Annotated in this window: 13 protein-coding genes and 1 pseudogene; 6 read left to right on the top strand and 8 right to left on the bottom strand. The window is 70.6% G+C overall.

From position 1 onward, the window contains the following. Window positions 1-811: 811 nt before the first annotated feature. Both ACIOHP_RS49365 and ACIOHP_RS49360 read left to right on the top strand, forming a co-directional pair. Entirely contained in the window at window positions 812-1,270 is a 459-nt protein-coding gene (locus ACIOHP_RS49365; protein WP_401898327.1) for a DUF5707 domain-containing protein, read from the top strand. Window positions 1,271-2,520: 1,250 nt separating this feature from the next. Next, window positions 2,521-2,955 (top strand): hypothetical protein, encoded by a 435-nt coding sequence (locus ACIOHP_RS49360; protein WP_401898325.1) that lies wholly within the window; start codon window positions 2,521-2,523, stop codon window positions 2,953-2,955. 162 nt (window positions 2,956-3,117) lie between these two features. Here the strand turns inward: ACIOHP_RS49360 and ACIOHP_RS49355 are convergent, their stop codons facing one another. From ACIOHP_RS49355 to ACIOHP_RS49340, 4 genes and pseudogenes are all read right to left on the bottom strand, one after another. Further along, window positions 3,118-3,360, bottom strand: a complete 243-nt coding sequence (locus ACIOHP_RS49355; protein ID WP_401898324.1) for a hypothetical protein — start codon at window positions 3,358-3,360, stop codon at window positions 3,118-3,120. A gap of 193 nt (window positions 3,361-3,553) precedes the next feature. Then, entirely contained in the window at window positions 3,554-3,967 is a 414-nt protein-coding gene (locus tag ACIOHP_RS49350) for a DUF6233 domain-containing protein (RefSeq protein ID WP_401898322.1), read from the bottom strand. A 145-nt stretch (window positions 3,968-4,112) separates the two neighbouring features. Continuing rightward, window positions 4,113-4,424, bottom strand: coding sequence for a replication initiation protein, RepL2 (locus ACIOHP_RS49345; RefSeq protein ID WP_401898319.1), 312 nt, complete (start codon window positions 4,422-4,424; stop codon window positions 4,113-4,115). Further along, a pseudogene (locus ACIOHP_RS49340) lies at window positions 4,421-4,621 on the bottom strand (MarR family transcriptional regulator); the annotation flags it as partial. The pseudogene ACIOHP_RS49340 and the gene ACIOHP_RS49345, both read right to left, overlap by 4 nt. 34 nt (window positions 4,622-4,655) lie before the next feature. Between ACIOHP_RS49340 and ACIOHP_RS49335 the strand changes: the two are divergent. Together ACIOHP_RS49335 and ACIOHP_RS49330 are read left to right on the top strand one after the other, a co-directional pair. Further along, a complete protein-coding gene (locus ACIOHP_RS49335; RefSeq protein WP_401898317.1) occupies window positions 4,656-4,880 on the top strand; it encodes a Scr1 family TA system antitoxin-like transcriptional regulator in 225 nt (74 codons plus the stop codon). Continuing rightward, window positions 4,877-5,092 (top strand): DUF397 domain-containing protein, encoded by a 216-nt coding sequence (locus tag ACIOHP_RS49330; RefSeq protein ID WP_401898314.1) that lies wholly within the window; start codon window positions 4,877-4,879, stop codon window positions 5,090-5,092. Before ACIOHP_RS49335 ends, ACIOHP_RS49330 begins: the two co-directional genes overlap by 4 nt. Window positions 5,093-5,827: 735 nt before the next feature. Here ACIOHP_RS49330 and ACIOHP_RS49325 read toward each other — a convergent pair. The 3 genes from ACIOHP_RS49325 to ACIOHP_RS49315 are packed head-to-tail and all read right to left on the bottom strand — an operon-like array spanning window position 5,828 to window position 7,943. Next, window positions 5,828-6,214, bottom strand: coding sequence for a DUF6009 family protein (locus tag ACIOHP_RS49325; RefSeq protein ID WP_361560777.1), 387 nt, complete (start codon window positions 6,212-6,214; stop codon window positions 5,828-5,830). Further along, window positions 6,211-6,369: a hypothetical protein gene (locus ACIOHP_RS49320; protein WP_401898312.1), complete on the bottom strand. Its 159-nt coding sequence runs from the start codon at window positions 6,367-6,369 to the stop codon at window positions 6,211-6,213. The genes ACIOHP_RS49325 and ACIOHP_RS49320 overlap by 4 nt, the downstream gene beginning before the upstream one ends. Further along, on the bottom strand, window positions 6,366-7,943 hold the full coding sequence (locus tag ACIOHP_RS49315) for a phage/plasmid primase, P4 family (RefSeq protein WP_401898309.1): 1,578 nt from the start codon (window positions 7,941-7,943) through the stop codon (window positions 6,366-6,368). Before ACIOHP_RS49315 ends, ACIOHP_RS49320 begins: the two co-directional genes overlap by 4 nt. Before the next feature lie 1,443 nt (window positions 7,944-9,386). Here ACIOHP_RS49315 and ACIOHP_RS49310 point away from each other — a divergent pair. Both ACIOHP_RS49310 and ACIOHP_RS49305 read left to right on the top strand, forming a co-directional pair. Next, the gene (locus ACIOHP_RS49310) at window positions 9,387-9,827 is read left to right on the top strand and encodes a hypothetical protein (RefSeq protein WP_401898307.1); all 441 of its coding nucleotides are present in this window, start codon (window positions 9,387-9,389) and stop codon (window positions 9,825-9,827) included. A 60-nt stretch (window positions 9,828-9,887) separates the two neighbouring features. Next, on the top strand, window positions 9,888-12,737 hold the full coding sequence (locus ACIOHP_RS49305; protein WP_401898305.1) for an AAA family ATPase: 2,850 nt from the start codon (window positions 9,888-9,890) through the stop codon (window positions 12,735-12,737). 18 nt (window positions 12,738-12,755) lie between these two features. Here ACIOHP_RS49305 and ACIOHP_RS49300 read toward each other — a convergent pair whose 3' ends face one another. Continuing rightward, window positions 12,756-15,503, bottom strand: coding sequence for a LuxR C-terminal-related transcriptional regulator (locus ACIOHP_RS49300; protein WP_401898303.1), 2,748 nt, complete (start codon window positions 15,501-15,503; stop codon window positions 12,756-12,758). Window positions 15,504-15,603: the final 100 nt, after the last annotated feature.

The raw sequence follows: 15,603 nt of genomic DNA, 5'->3' as shown, positions 1-15,603 counted from the left end.
AGTGACCAGGGGAGACGCGGAGAGACTCCAGGAAGCCGCGCAACCTCCACCGCAACACCCTGGCGCAACCCCCACCGCAACCCCCACCGCAACAGGGCCAGCACCGTAGACATGCCCCCTCCAAGACCGCTCGGCCACCCGGACACTCACGTCGAAAGCGTGGAATCGATGCGCACGTGAGAACCGTCGCCCGTCCGGGGGAACGGTGGCTGATGCGGCTCGGGCGGTGGAAGGCGTCGACCATGCCTGCGTCTGTGCCGTCCAGCTGGTCGTTGCCCGAGCCGATGCGCGCTGTGCCGGTCAACGATCCGGCACTGCCTGCGGGGTGGGCGGCGCAGCCCAAGTGGGATGGCTACCGTGCGCTGGCTGGCCGGTGGGCCGACGGCCGTGTCGCCGTCCGCAGCCGTAACAGCAGCGACCTGAGTGCGGCGTTCCCGGAGATTGAGGAAGCCCCAGCTGCCCGACGACACGGCGGTCGACTGCGAGCTCATCGTGTGGGAGGCGGGCCGGCTCACATTCGAGCGTCTCCAGCAGCGCATGCACCACCGCGGCGCGGCCGCCGCCCGCGCGGCCCTCGAGTTGCCTGCGCACCTGGTCGCGTTCGACTTCCTGCGCATGCACGGACGGGAAACCGACGTGGAGCTGCGCAGTGCGGGGGTGAGTACGGGATTGAGTACACGTACTCATGGCCGGGACGGCGGTGTGCGGCGAAGATCGACGCAACGGCGCGGGAGAACGCGCCAGGACCACAACGGCACGCCAGGCCAACGGAGTTGGCGCCCGGCCGCCATCACACACGGGGGAACCGACCATGTCCCGACGCATCATCCTTTCCGCCACCACCGCCGTCGCCGTCCTCGGCGCGGCCAGCGCCTTCGCCCTCGCCCAGGCCGGCGAGCAGCCGCCGGCCCTGAAGGACAGCGCCGTCCGCTACACCGCCCCGGCCGCCGGCCACGACGGCTCGCTGTCCTTCACCACACAGATCACAGCGCCGTCCGGGCTCAAAAGCCTGAAGGTGCTGGCCTGGCCGAAGGGCGCCTTCGCCGACAAGCCCCTGACCGAGAAAGACATGAACAACGTCGAGTCGGCCACATGCAAGCCCGCCGGCGACGACACCCAGCACTGCACCTACCAGGTCCCGGTCACCACCACCGACGCCGCGGAAGCCACCGAAGCCGGGCAGGACACGTGGTACGTCGCGACGCTGGCCACCGGCAAGAACGGTGACACGGTCTTCGCGGACAAGTCGGCCACATTCACAACGCGTTGACCGACCGACGGAGCAGACCTACCGCCACGGTCTGAAACGCCTGCACAAGGTGCCGCAGCGGCCAGGTGACATCAATGCACATCACCATTGATCACGAAAACCTGGTGCCAGTGACTCCCGAATCCATGTCGAAACGACATCCCCGGAGCGTGAAACAGCCACTACGCGGGACACCCGGCGATTGCGCAGGCCTACGCAATCGCCTCCCACACCCCCAACAGACCCCTGCACAGTCAGCCCGGCTCTGCGCGGCACCCCGCTCACTGCCCGATGAGCAACACCTACACACCCCGACCAACAGGGCCAACCATGCGGGTTCAGGCCCGACCACAGCCCCGACCATGGAGGCCAGGCCCAACCCCACCACCCCGACCACCGCAGGTCACAGCGCTGCGCAGTGAGGTTGGGTCGGAGTCTGCGCAATCGGCGTGCTGCTGCGCACTGCGACACTCACCGCCCACTGCGCAGCATGTGCGCATTCCCCGACCGAAAGGGCGCCCACACGGGGTGCGCAGGTCCGACCACAGCCCCGACCACGCAGGTCAACACCTGCGCAGCCGAGCGGGAATCTGCGCAATCGGCCGGCCAGGGACCTGCACGCAGGTCCCGAGCACGACCATGGACACTCCGAACCGACAGACCCGACCACAGGGCCGACCATGCAGATCAGCGCCACGCACAGGCGATGCGCACTGGCCGCACAACCATCAGCCAGTGCGCATCGGATGAAGCCCGCCGCCCCCGGGCAGTTGCGCAGACTGCGCACCGCCCCTCACCGGCACGCCCCGGGGCACGGATGACCGGGAGAGTCTGCGCAGTGGACGCAGCCGCGTATGCGCCGCCGTCATCGCCGATTGCGCAGCCGCCGCGAAGCCAGTTGCGCAGGCCTGCCCCCACCATTGCGCAGCCGAATGTGAGATAGCCGCCGGGGCCGGGCGATGCCGCACCGCCCCTCCGCGCGCCTGCCGGAGGACGCGGGCAAGGAGACGCTGGTCACCGCAGGGCGCGTCTGCTTCCAGCCCGGACGCCGTCACAGGTCCACTGTCAGTGCCTCTTGCTAGCTTGCTCGTCGAGACCGGTCAGAGAACCCTTGAGGTCCGCGGTTAAGGGGGGTGGGCACAAAGGTCCCCGGGTTCGCCTCGGGACTGTGAGCTTAAGGCCGTGGCATCCACCCCCCTCCTCAAGCCTCGAGCACAACCTCCACCCTCGGCCGGGGCCAGGCCCCGCCACTGCTCGTCGACCACCTGGTGATGATCAGCGCCGCCTGCCCCGACAAGCTCATGGGCATCCGCGACCGTGCCCTGGTGCTCACGCACTTCGCCGTCGCCGGCCGCGAGCACGGACTCGCCTCCAACCGGGTCCGCGACTACGCCGAGACCCTCGGTGGCATCCAGACCGACCTGCGCGTGTCCAAGGTCCGGCCCGTGTCGTTCCGGTCTCGTTCGGCTCTCGCCCCTCGATCTGCCCTGTCCGTGCCTGGGAAGTGTGGCGGGAGCCGCCGGCCTCACCGGCCCGGACGGATACACCTGCGGGGCCTCCACAACCGCTGGCACACCGTCATAGCGGGCGGACTGGAGCCCGAGTCCATCGGCGACGTCGCCACCCGTGCTGGTGAATGCGCCGGGATCGGGATCCGCTTCACCGGCCACAGCCTCGCCGCGGGCTCGCCACTTCGTCCCGCTTGAAGGGCCACGACCAGATCGTCATCGCTAAGCGCAGGGCGGATGGGCCCCGCACTCCAAGGTGCTGGCCGGCTACCTCGAGGTCGTCGGCCAGTGGGAGGACAACGCCCTGCTCGGCGTGCTGTAGGACGGGGTTGATACCGGGGCGCCGGATTCGTCTGCGCTTCAGCCGATCAGCTGGTGCAGGCCCAGGGTGCTGGCCCCTGCACACGCCAGACCGGCAAGAGCGGCGCTGGCGACGTCACGCGTACTGAGGTAGGTGAGTCCGCCGACAACAAAACCAAAGAAAGCGGCCGTCAGCAGGACGAGGACCGCGCGCTGGGTCAAGAGCGGCTCGCTGCGGGGACCCGACGTCGACGGCCGCGAAACGGCAGAGTTCTCTTCTGATGGCTCAATCTGCGACGACACCGCCGGTCCTTCCCAGTCGCGAAGGGCGGGCACGCGAGGACTCAAGCCCCAGATAAGCAACAAGCCGCTTCGCGCGCATGTCTCCTGGGGTTAATTCCCCGGCTTCCTGTCGCTTGCGCGACGAAGCCCGCCCCCAAAAACATGCAACCAAGCGGCTACACACAGCAAGCGTAAGTCGAGCGCCTACGCCGCGTCAATTCCCCTTCACAGTCGGCTGATTCACAACCCGCCGGCTCCTCTGAGCCGCTATGAAGCTCGATGTATCCGTCAGGGTTGACCACGAGGACCCGGGCAGCCAGTGGACCGCCTGCTCCCGCGCCGCACCCTTGGACCGCTCGCCCGCCATGTGACACCCGCCGGCGTGTACGTAGACCGGCGGGCCGTGATGGCCGACGCCCTGCTCGATCAACCAGTCCGGCACCGGCGGCCCGGCCTCGACACCGCGTCGGCGTTCGGCCTCGCGGCGTCCCTCATCGACGATCCACCGCCGGGTGCGGGCCAGATCCCGCTGAGCCGCTTCGCGGCAGGTGCGGCTGACCTCAGCACGACTCACCCCGTTCCACACTGGTTGGACGAAGTGCAGTCGCGAACAGATACCGCGGCCCATTGGTGGCCTGCCATTCGCCGAAGGTTCCCGGTTCGTTGAGAGTCTTCAGAACCCTCAGCGCTCATGTACGTGAGGTCAATGAGTACCGGTCCCTCGACCGGTACTCATTGACCTCACGTACATGAGCGCTGGTTCTCGGGCCTGTTCAGGTTGCGCGGCGCAGGGGTACGACGACGTCCTCACCGGTGCACTTCGCACTGAGCCGGTAGTAACTGATGTGCGCGAGCCGCTCGGATTCCTCGAGCCATCCGGCTTCCACCACCTGACGCCGGGTGCGGGAGAACACCGTGGGAGACATGCCGACCAGCTCGGCAAGCTTGGCGCCGGTCTCAATGACGGCGCCGGCGCGGTCGGCGGGGTGCATCGCGTAGAGCATGACGACCAGGCGCTGGTTGGCGGTCATGCCCGCGGTGCGGTGGAGGACGTCCAGGAGCCTGTTCTTGTCGTCGCTGCTCACTGAGCCTCCCACCACGAAGCGGTCGTGTTGTCGAAACCGGGGATGTCCGGCGGGTTGCACGTCTTGATCGCTTCCCGTTGCTCAATCCCGGTCCCGTGAAAAGCAATGTACGGGCTGATCCGGTAGAGCTTGTAGTTGCCGATGCGGCCGCGCTCGATCAGGATGCGCTGCTTGAGCAGCTTTCGGTTGATCTTGGCGGCTCTTCCCAACGTGACGTTGCAGATGATGCCGGTGGCCAAGGGCGCGCATCCCGGCCTGGGCGGCGCGTTCGCCGTCCTCGAGTTCGAGGACGCTCCCCCGGTCGCCTACGTCGACTCACCGGCCGGAAACCTCTACCTCGACCGGCCTCATGACGTGCGGAAATTCAGCCGGTCCCTCGATCTGCTGCGTGCGCACGCGCTGGACCCCGACGATTCGGCGGCTCTCCTCCAGAACGCCGCCAGGGAGAAACCATGAGCAACACCACCAACCTCGATGGCTTGAACTGGTTCAAGGCCTCGGCCTCCTCCGGTAGCGGCGGGTGCCTGGAGGTCGCTTTCCTCGACGACGGCCGGGTAGCCCTGCGGGACAACGAGGACCTGAGCAATCCCCCCTTCGTCGTCTCCGGACATGTCTGGGAGTGCTTCGTCGACGGCGCGAACCGCGGCGAGTTCAACATCCCGACCTGACTCCGCATCGGGACACGAAGGAGGTGGCTGCCCCCGATTCGGGGCGGCCCCTCCTTCGTGTGTGCAGTGCTTCGCAGTTCCTCCGGTTACACGAGGTCGAGAACCTGGTTGGCGGTGCGGTCGTGTGCATCCTTCTGGCTCGAAATACGCCGGCGAGAACAACGTCAGCAGCCGACCTCGCTCGAGCGCGGCGTTCATCCACGTCAGCAGCCCCTCGAAGGCGCTGTCGTACGGCCGCTGCAGGTTCATCGCCATGGTGTGGACGCCGCTGAGGGCCCGCCGGATGTTCTTCCGGTCTGTACCAGGGCGCGGTGTGATGAGCATGCGGTGATCCAGCCCGCTCCGCTCGTGCGCCTTGGGTTTCGGATGTCACCGTCCTCCAACAAGCACAACCGCAGCCCAGTAGATACCCAGCGCTATTCTGATTGGCCCCGCATGGAGGCAAGGTTCCTAGTTCTGTCAGCAGGAGGTGGTTCTGTCCGGGTCACACTTCGGGCCCCCATGACGGGGGAGGTGGCGGCACACGTCGCGTGTGTGTGGGGACGCGCTGGGATGCCAAGGCTGCTCTGCGGCTGCGCTACGCCGTCATGGACTTATCGCTGACCGTCACCAGCAAGGACATCCCCTTCACTGACATCTCCGGTGAGGCCGTGCCGGAGGGCCAGCTGGCGGGAACCGCCCCAGGCGCGCCAGCGGACTCGCGGTGCGGATGGTGGTTGCGGGTCGGCTCTACGGTCAAGGCCCCGCGGGCGCTATCTGCGCCGTGCGGCCTTTTTGTGAGCGGGGCGTCTTGGCTCCGACCTTCCCGGGCTCGATGGTGCGCGGGTCGACGGCTTCTCCGGGGGCGCCGACCTGGTAGTCGCCGGTGGGGTCGCTGTCGCGGTCGTGTGGCAGGAGGAAGAAGGTCCTGCGGGCGAACAGGCCACTGTCGGGGTCCCGTTCGGCGTCCGCGGCGAGGGTGGTGTAGCCGACGAGGCGGCCGTCGCGGGAGTAGCGGGGCTTGCCCCGCCGGGTGCTGACCTTGTCCAGGGCCTGGCGGACGTAGTCGAGGTGGTCCGGCTCTTCCAGCCACACCACCTCTTCTTCACCGGTGAGCTGGCTGTCTTGCAGCATCGAGCTCATGGCCGCAGACCCTCCTCGTTCTCGTCGCCCGGCTCGTGGCCTGCGCGGGCGTTCGCGCCACTCGTCTCCTGCCACCGTGTCCGGTACGGGCCGAGGGCGCGGTGCTCATCGTACGGCCACGCGTGCGGCAGCCCCAGGGAGTGCGGGGCCGTCATGCGCGTCTCCCCGGAAAGGCCGTGTCCTGGCCGGTTACCGGCTCTTCGTCGTGGACGTCGGCGAGCAGGGCCAGGCCGGGGTACAGCTTCCGGTCATTGTTCTTGATCATTTCAGTGGGTGAGGACAGGCCCAGTTCCTGGCGGATGCGGCTGGCGAAGGCCCGGCTGGTCGCTCGCTGGATCCCCTCGTCCGCGCACCAGTTGCCGTAGGTCTCGTACAGGAGTTTCTGCTCGACGCGCAGGGCCGAGTCGGGACGGCCCTCCTCCCCCATCGTGCACCTCTCGGCGATGAAGCGGCCGATGTGGTCCTCGGTCTTCTCGTACGCCTCGGTCGCCAGGCGCACCGCGGCCGGGCCCGTCAGCGGGTCACGGGTGGCGAGGTAACGGCGGGCTCCGTCGATCAGCCACTGCAGGATGCCCGGCCCTTCGTCCCGCACGAGCTCGGCGGCCAGGTTGTCGATCTTCCGGTGGTTGGGGACTTTCCGCTCAAAGGGGATCAGCCGCATGCGCCGCCAGAACGCGTAGCCGCCGGTGCCGACTTCGGGCCGGTGGTTGCCCAGCAGCCACAGCTTGTGCGTGGGGTGGAAGGAGAAGAAGTCCTGCCGCATCCGCCGGGCTGTGATCGCGTCGCCGCCGGTGAGGAGCTTGACCCGGGCTTCGTTGAACTTGTCGTTCGGCTTGAGTTCGCTGCACACCACGATGCGTCGGCCGTGCAGTTCGGTCAGCTCGGTGCTGTGCTCGGCGAACTTGCCCTTCTCCATCAGGAATCCCGGAGGGGCCGCGTTCGCGTAGTCGCCCAGGATCTGCATCATCACGTCCAGCAGGACGGACTTGCCGTTGGCGCCGGAGCCGTAGAGGAAGGGCAGGACCTGTGCGCCGACGTCGCCGGTGACGGAGTAGCCGAGCAGCAGGTGCAGGAACCGGATCGTTTCCACGCCGGTGTCGTCGCCGCCGAAGGTGTCGGCGAGGAAACGGTTCCAGCGAGGGGTGTCCATCGGCTGGGGGGCGACGGTGGTGGCCCGGGAGTGCATGTCGAGGATCGGATCGGGCTTGCGCAGTTCGCCGGTCTTCAGGTCGACCACGCCGGCCGGGGTGCACAAGGCGTAGATGTCGCCGTCGAGGGTGTCGGGGTCCAGGCTCAGCCCGGGAGCGGCCTGGGCCTGCTGCAGCAGCGCCTTGACTCCGGCCGTCGACTGGGTGCGCCGCCGATGCGCCTGCAGTTGGCCGCTGCTGAAACGTCCGCGGGGGTCGGTCAGCGGGATCTGCTCGGCCATGTCTCCCGCGGCCCAGACCGCGGCCTTCTCCCCGCCGGTGCGACGCCACCGGTACACGTCCCAGGAATACCAGCCCAGCCCTTCGACATGGCGGAACTGGCCGGCGTAGAGCCGGGCGAAGAGCTTGGCCATGGCACGGTCGGTCAGCTCATCAGGGAACAGCCCTTCGGTTCCCGCCGCGGGGCGCGGGGCGTCATCGGACTGCTGCGTCGGCAGCGTCAGGTGGGCCTCCGGCAGGTGCAGGCGCATCTGCTCGGCGGCGGCCGCGGCGTCGAAGCGGACCGGCTCGGCGCTGCTCATGAGCATCCTCGCGAGGGGAACGTGCGCTGCGCACCTGCGGCCAGGGGGCGGGCCGGCCGGCCACAGGAGGCACTCCAGCGGAAAGCAGCGTGGGGCTCCGCAATCCCGGCAGGGAGGATGAGGGCTGTCGCTGGCACTGGATGTCCTTGTCGGGCTTCGGTCGGCGCCGTCAGGCCCGTTCTCCAAAGGTGCTGGTCAGCGTACGAAAATCGGGACTGACGGGACTGACGGGACTGAGGAGTTCACATGCGGAACCGAGCGTAGCGCACGTGTGTCCGGCGTCGCCGTCGCCTGTAGCGCGTGTCGAAAGTTGAGTCCCGTCAGTCCCTCAGTCCCGTACTCCGGTCCGGGCGTGAGAGCGGTCCAGAGCGGGACTCACGGGTCTCAATGCCGCAGCAGCGCTTCAGTCCCGCGTTGAGTCCCGCGACAAAACTCCAGGTCAAAGCCCTGCTGAGCTGAAGCACGGGACTGACGGGACTGAGAGTTGTAGTTATGAGCTACACACGTACAACTACGGAATCTTATATGCGTCCGCGCATACACACGCGCCTGATCACCATAACTAGAAGGTCCAGTCCCGTCAGTCCCGTGACCACAGAGAAGACTGCTCTGACCTGCACTTTTCCAGACGGGACTGAAACGGGACTGAAGCCCTCGGGACTTGTAGAACCTTCTCGCAGGCGGTCCGCTATCCAGAAAGTAGAGTCCCGTGAGTCCCGTTGGCCTACTGCAACAACCCAGGGGAACCAGGCTGACGCGCGAGCGGAGTGGTGGCCGTTATGGCGGAGCTGGCCCACGTTGCGCTGCACGGCGGGCTTGGTCCCCATGGCGCCGGTCATCACCGGGAAGCAGGGCACCGGGAGCTCGGCGGCGACGACCGTCGTTTTGAGCAGGTTGGGGGCAGCGCCTGTGGCGAGGGTGCAGGCGGGGTCGGCAGGCCGGCCATGAAGTTTGGGCCCGGCCGCCAGGGTCGCCTTTTTCTCCCGGCCCGGGCCTCCGGTGTCGTGCCCGTCACCGTCGCCTTCAGCGTGACGGGCTGCGGCCGGTCGGTTCGGATCGCCGAGACGCTGGAGCTGCCCGCGGACACGCCGGTCGACGTACGCCTAGAGCTGCCCGGGTGCCGAACGGCACGGTGGGCCTCATCCCCGACGAGGGCAAAATGCACCAGGTGCACTGGGCGCCTCCGGCACGGGCACTGTCGTGTGGCGTTCGACTCGGCGGTCACATGGAGCTGGGTGACGTTGTCATCGACGGGAGCCGGTCTCGCCGGACTCGGGAAACATGTGCGCTCCAGCCTTCGGAGGGTGCACACGTGCCGTCCGTAGGTGTCTCATTTACCCTTCCGGGCGGTCGCATTCCGTCCTGAACCGGGCAGAGACATGTGTAGACGGGTGTTCTGCGGCTAGTTTTGACCTCATTGACGGCAACAGCCCGAGGACCAACATGCAGGTGCACCTGACTCCCCCGCTCGAACCCGGCAGTGCGCCCCAGCTCGCCGCCGCCATCGTCGCGGCGGCAGCCGACATCAGTGATGCGGAGCTGGACTACAGTCCGCAGAGCATCGAGGTCGTGGAGGACATTGTCGACGGCTTCCGGGCCGAGGGTGTGAGCCCTGAGGAGATGGCCGAGTCCCTCGTCGGCTTCGGGTGTTATCTCGGCGAGATCGTGACGCGCCACATCGGCGGTGCCTGGCGGCACACCCCGGCCGCCCCCCTCCCGGCCGCCGCGTATGTCGTGGTGTTGCCGGACGCGCGGGAGTGCCATCCCATCGACTGGGTCTTCAGCCGTTTGGAATCGGGGGCCGCCGTCAGCATCCGCGCCCTGTACGCGGCAGCGGCCGGCGGCGCGGACAGTGGGCTCGCGGAAGAAGGGGTGCTCGGGTGAGCGCGTGCCGCAGACTTGCGGGCCTGGAACGATAGAGGCGGCGGGAGAGCGGGAGCGCACGTGATCAGCGCGCATGTCGACGCCCAGGCAGCCGACCTGACGGCAGAAACCGGCTCGGCCGGCACCGGTCCCGACGACACCGGCCTGGTCGACACCGGCCTGGTCGGTCGGGAGCGGGAGCGGGAGCTGGTGTGCGCGCTGCTGACGGATCTGCCCCGGGGCGGTGGCCGGGTGCTCCACCTGAGTGGCCTGCCCGGTACGGGAAAGTCCGCGCTCTTGCGCTTCGCTGCGGCCGAGGCCGAGCGGCAGGGCGTACGCGTGCTGGCGACGGCCTGGGCGCCCGGCGAAGGGGCGCTGGCCCACGCCGCGCTGCACGGCCTTCTGCGCCCCGCCCTTGCATTGGTCGTCGATCTGCCGGACCAGGATCGCGCCGTTCTGCGCGCCGCGTTCACCGGTGTCGGCGCCGTGTCGGCGCCGGGAGAGGTGGCCTCGGCGGCGCTTCGGCTGCTGGGCGCACTGTCGGAGCCGGTTCTGCTGTGCGTGGACGACCTCGACCGTCTCGACTCCGCCAGCCGCGACACCTTGCGCGCCCTGGCCGCGATCATGCCCACCGGTGCCCCGCAGAAGGGACCGGTGGAACCGGTGGGCATGATCATGGCCGAACGTGCCGTCGGCGCCCGGACCTGGTCGCCTCCGCACGGGGCCACGGTGGAGCTCGGCCCGCTGTCCGACGCGGACGCCCGCGCACTCGTCGCCCGCGCCGGACGGGTCACCGGGTACGGCGAGGAGCAGCTCGTCCTCGCCGTGGCGCAAGGCAATCCGCTCGCCCTCACCGAGCTCGCCCTGGGCGGTGAGCGGCTCGGGGACGCGGCCGTTTTCGGCATGCTGCCCGCGACACAGCGCCTGGCCGAGGCGTACGCGTACGACTGGGAGACGCTGTCGGCGTCGGCCCGCGACGTGCTGCTCACCGCGGCGCTGAGCACCTCACCGTGCCCGCGGGACATCCTGCGCGCGAGCACCCTTCTGCTCGGCGACGCCGATGGGGCGCGGGCCGGCCTCGCGGAGCTCGTCGCTCGCGGACTGGTCGTGGAGTCGGTCGAGGCGCCAGAGGCTGGCGATGGTGCTCGGGTGCGCTTCAGTGCTCCGCTGATGCGTCCGGCCGTGGTGCGGCTGGCGTCGGCGGCGCGGCGTATGGCCGCGCACGCCGCGCTCGGGCGGAGCCTGACCGGCCCTGCTCAGGCCGCCTGGCACACGGCCCAGTGCGTGGCGGTTCCCGACGAGGACCTCGCGCGGCGACTGGAGTCGCCGGGGGCCGGTGCGTTTCCGGTCACCGGGGTGCTGGTGACGCTCGCCGCGCTGGAGGCCGCCGCGCGGCTGTCAGCGAACCCCGAACAGCGGGCGGTACGGCTGCTGCGGGCCGCCGAACTGGCCTGCGACCACGGGCTGGTGGACCAGGCCCTCCGGCAGGTGAGCCAGGTCGACCCGACCGGGTTGGGAACGTTCGGGCGTGCCCTGCTGCTGAGGGTGCACGATCTGCTGCCGGGCAGCAGCGCGGCCGGGCGGGAGCGGATCGTCGAACTGTGCGAGGCCGCGCGCGCGGTCGCCGCGCAGGATCCCGTGCTCACCCAGAAGCTGCTGCTCGGCGCGGCGCGCAGATGCAGGTGGCAGCAGGTCGGCCCGGAGCGTGACCTGGTCCTGCGGACGGCGAAGGAGCTGAGGGCCGGGCCCCGGGACGGGTGGTATCTCGTCGTGCTGTCGCTGACCGACCCCCTGAGCGTGCCCAGGCCGCCGGTCCCGCAGCCGGTGCCCGGCCCCTCCGAGACCGAAGGGCGGAGCCTGTTCAGTCAGGTGACCACCCTCACCATCGACTTCGAACTGGCCGAGCCGCTCCTGCGTGAGCTGGAGGCCGCCTTCCGCGCCGGCGGCCGGTACGGGCAGCTGCCGCTGATGCTCGTACCGAGGACGATGTGCCAGATCTGGCTTGGCGCCGAGTGGCACACCGCCCTGGCGCTGGCCGAGGAGAGCCAGATGATCGCCGAGCGGACGGCACAGCCCGACTGGGGGGCGCGGGCCACGGGGATGCTGGCCGTCGTCGCGGCGCTGCGTGGGGAGTACGACCGGGCGCTGGAGTGTGCCGCGGAGGTCGAGGAGTCCTCCCTGCGCCTCGGCCAGGACCGGCAGTTGAGCCTGGCCGTTCTGGCCCGCGCGCTCACCGCGTCCGGCACGGGCCGTTACGCCGAGGCCTACGTCCGGCTGCGTTCCCTGTTCGCCGACCCGACGACGCCGTACGCCTTCGAGCAGTTCTGGGGGCTCGCCTTTCTGGCGGAGGCGGCGCTGCCCGCCGGGGAGCAGGACGATGCCAGGACCGTTCTCGACCATGTCGCGGACCTGACCCGGGCGGGGTGCTCCCCCCTGCTGGAACGGATCGTGGCCTACGCCGACGCGGTGCTCGCCCCGGACGACGAGGCGGAGGAGCGCTACCGGCGCGTGTTGCGGCACGGCATCGAGGTGTGGCCGCTGCTGCACGGCATGACCCGGTTCGGGTACGGGGCCTGGCTCAGACGTCGGCGCCGCGTCACCGAGTCCCGCACGCCGCTGTCCACGGCGGAGTCGGTCTTCCGGGCGCTGGGAGCCGTGTCGCGTGCCGAGCAGGCCGCCTCGGAGCTACGGGCCACGGGCTGGGCGGCGGACGAGGAGCCCGCCGAGGACGATCTGGCCGACATCGCCCGCGTGCTGTCACCGCAGCAGCTCACCATCGCCCGGCTGGCCGCCCGCGGCCTGTCCAACCGGGCCATCGGGGAACAGCTGCGGCTGTCACCTCGTACGGTCGCCTCGCACCTGTACCAGATTTTCCCGAAGCTCGGCGTCTCCTCACGCGCGCAGCTCGCTGCGAGGTTCGGGGCCGAGTGACGCGCCGCCGGCCGAGGTTCAGGGGGTGTGTACGTCCCGCAGCGCCTCGGCGAGCTGCGCGCGGGAGGTCACTCCCAGCCGGGGGAAGATGCGGTAGAGGTACGCGCCGATGGTCCGTGGCGCGAGACCGAGCTGCTCGCCGATCTCCCGGTTGGACAGGCCGCGGGCGGCCAGCTCGGCGATCCGCAGTTCCCGGGCGGTGAGCAGATCGCGCGCCGCGGTGGGCCGGGGTGCGCCCGGTGCGGCGGCGTCCACCCGGTCTCCGGAGGCCCGCAGTTCCGCGGCGATCCTCGGGGCGCGCGCCTCGGCGCCCAGCATGGTGAAGCCGGCCGCCGCCTGCCGCAGGGCGGCCTGGGCGTCGGCGAACTGCCGCCGTAGCCGCAGCCATCTGCCCTCCGCCAGCCGCAGCGGCGCCTCCAGATAGGGCCAGCGGGACAGGTCCTCACTCGACGCGCGTTCATACATCGTCCGGGCGTCCTGGTCGTCCGCGAGGACGGCCCGCGCCACCGTGAAGCGGAGGGTGACCACGCGGGGGCGCTGCGGACCCAGTTCCCTCTCGAGCCGGTCGAGCGTGGCGAGCGCCTCCTGGGAGGCGTGCTCGGCCTTGGCGGCCTCGGCGAAGGTGACTACGGCGAACAGGGCGACCGCGCGCGTGCGCGGATCCGTCAGGAGCGACGACAACGTGGGCAGGGCGGACGCGGTCCGACCGGACTCCACCAAGGCCCAGGCGGTGCCGACCGCGAGCACCGCGTCGATCGAGCGCACCGAGCGTCGGGCGGCCGAAAGGTCGTGGGCGTCGGCCAGGTCCACCGGGGCGCCGGTGCGCAGGGCCCGTACGACATGCTCCAGAAGGCGGGCGGCCGCCGTGTGGTGCTCCTGGCCGTACGCTCCGTCGGCCAGCTCCGCGCACTGCCGGAACGCGTGCTCGCCCTGGACCCAGTTGCCCATGGCCAGGTGTGCCAGTCCCTGCCGCAGCAGCACCCAGGGCAGCTGGTCGGGCAGGGCGTGGAAGCGGCGGCGGCGCTCCGCGTGCCGGAACAGGTCCAGGGCCCGCGACGGGTCACCGGCCAGCAGCGCGGCTTCTCCGAGGCGTTCGATGTCGCGTACCGACAGCTCGCTCAGGTGCCGGTGGGCCGAGGCGCCGACGAGGACGGTGGCGGACCGGTCCAGGGGGCGGACCGTGGCCATCGCGTGCAGGAGCCGCGGGTCGTGGGCACGGTCCGGGATCGCGTCGAGGAAGGCGAGCAGCGCCTCGGACCTCTTGTCGTCGCCCGCGACGGCGGGTGCCACGATCCGGGCCAGTTCCAGGGCGTTCTCCTGCTCGGCGGGGCCGATGGGGGCCGGCCAGGAGGACGGGTCGGTGGGGTCGGGATCGTTTTCGGAGCCGGGGTCGGCTGGGATGGTTCGGTCCGGTCGGGCCAGGGCCTTGGCGCACAGGGTGCCCAGGGGTCCCAGCGGGTGGCCCAGTGCGCGGTGGGCCATCGCGCGGGTCATCCGCTCCAGGCCGAAGAGCTGGGCGAGCTGAGCGGCCCGCAGGGCGCAGCGGCCCTGGTCGGCGGGGTGCGGGTGGAGGTCGGCGGCGCGTCGCAGCAGGCGGACGGCCGTCGTCGGCTCGCACTGCTCGAGCGCGTCGCCGTGCAGCGCCTCCAGGCGGGCGGCCAGCTCCGGGTCGTGGCCCTCCACCGCCTGGGACCGGTGCCACAGCATGCGGACCGAGCCGGGGGCCAGGACGGCCGCCAGGGCGGCGTGCGCGGCCCGGCACCGGCGCGGGTCGGTGCCGTGGACGACCGCTCCCGCCATCGCGGGGTGGCTGAAGCAGGGGTGCATGCCGTCGAACGTCACGAGGCCCGCGCGTTCCGCGGGGTCCAGCGCCGCGAAGTCCACCGCGCTTCCGTCGATGCCGGAGGCGGCCGACAGCAGCAGCGGCAGGTCTCCCTCCGGGTGCAGCGCCGCGACCAGCAGCAGGTCGCGGGTCGCGGTGGGCAGGCGGGCGGCGCCCGGCGCCATGGCGGAGGCGAGCCGGTCGGAGGAGGCGGGCATGCCGGGCAGTGCGTCCTCGGCCGGGACGGGCAGTTCCAGCAGGGCCAGGGGGTTGCCGGCCGCGGTCGCCAGGAGTTCGCGGACGGCCTGCGCGTCCAGACCCGGACGCCGCGAGGCCAGCAGCAGGGCCAGCGGGTGGCCCCCGGTCCGGCGGGCGACGAAGGCCAGCACGTGCCTGCTGGGCTCGTCCAGCGCGTCCCAGTCGTCGACGGCGACCAGCAGGGGCTGTCCGGCGTGGCTGACGGCCGTCAGCACCTCCAGGGCGGCGAAGGACAGCCAGGACGGTCCGCCGCCCGGCGCGGGTGCGCCGTCGACCAGCACGCCGGTCAGGGTGTCGAGGTCGACCGCGGCGAGGGAGCCGGCGGTGGTCGGTGGCCGGTGCGGGTCTGCCAGGACCGGCCAGAGGATCTGGAGCAGGCCGGACAGGTCGGGCGGTTTGCTGCCGCGGATGCCGGCACAGCGCAGGACGCGCATGCCGGTGGCCGTCGCCGCCTGGACGGTGGCTTCCAGCAGCACCGACTTGCCCGCGCCGGCCTGCCCGTACATCACCCGGACCGCGCCCTGAGCCGTCGCCTCGATCAGGAAGTCCCGTAGCGCCCGCAGCTCGGCGGCGCGGCCGACGAAGCCGGGATCGACGGGCCGTGTCCGGTGCGCGAAGGAGGCGGGCGACGCGGTGGGGTCTGCGTCCTCGGCGGGGCGGAGGGAGAACCGGCCTTGCGCGTTCATCGGTTCTCCCTGCTGTGGTGCTGACGGTCCCATCCGTCGCCGGGAGCGCTCTCCTGCATGCTGCCATCCCACGGGAAAGGAAGGCGAATGCCCGAGGGGG

It is taken from the genome of Streptomyces sp. NPDC087859 (genome assembly GCF_044742595.1).
Taxonomy (GTDB): domain Bacteria; phylum Actinomycetota; class Actinomycetes; order Streptomycetales; family Streptomycetaceae; genus Streptomyces; species Streptomyces canus_F.
The sequence above is the reverse complement of the archived record's forward strand: the minus strand, read 5'-3'. Positions and strand labels throughout refer to the sequence as shown.

Bases quoted from the DNA above. Each gene is read 5' to 3' on its own strand.
- ACIOHP_RS49365 (WP_401898327.1), top strand. From the start codon at position 812: ATGTCCCGACGCATCATCCTTTCCGCCACCACCGCCGTCGCCGTCCTC.
- ACIOHP_RS49360 (WP_401898325.1), top strand. From the start codon at position 2,521: ATGATCAGCGCCGCCTGCCCCGACAAGCTCATGGGCATCCGCGACCGT.
- ACIOHP_RS49350 (WP_401898322.1), bottom strand. From the start codon at position 3,967: ATGGGCCGCGGTATCTGTTCGCGACTGCACTTCGTCCAACCAGTGTGG.
- ACIOHP_RS49330 (WP_401898314.1), top strand. From the start codon at position 4,877: ATGAGCAACACCACCAACCTCGATGGCTTGAACTGGTTCAAGGCCTCG.
- ACIOHP_RS49325 (WP_361560777.1), bottom strand. From the start codon at position 6,214: ATGAGCTCGATGCTGCAAGACAGCCAGCTCACCGGTGAAGAAGAGGTG.
- ACIOHP_RS49320 (WP_401898312.1), bottom strand. From the start codon at position 6,369: ATGACGGCCCCGCACTCCCTGGGGCTGCCGCACGCGTGGCCGTACGAT.
- ACIOHP_RS49315 (WP_401898309.1), bottom strand. From the start codon at position 7,943: ATGAGCAGCGCCGAGCCGGTCCGCTTCGACGCCGCGGCCGCCGCCGAG.
- ACIOHP_RS49310 (WP_401898307.1), top strand. From the start codon at position 9,387: ATGCAGGTGCACCTGACTCCCCCGCTCGAACCCGGCAGTGCGCCCCAG.
- ACIOHP_RS49300 (WP_401898303.1), bottom strand. From the start codon at position 15,503: ATGAACGCGCAAGGCCGGTTCTCCCTCCGCCCCGCCGAGGACGCAGAC.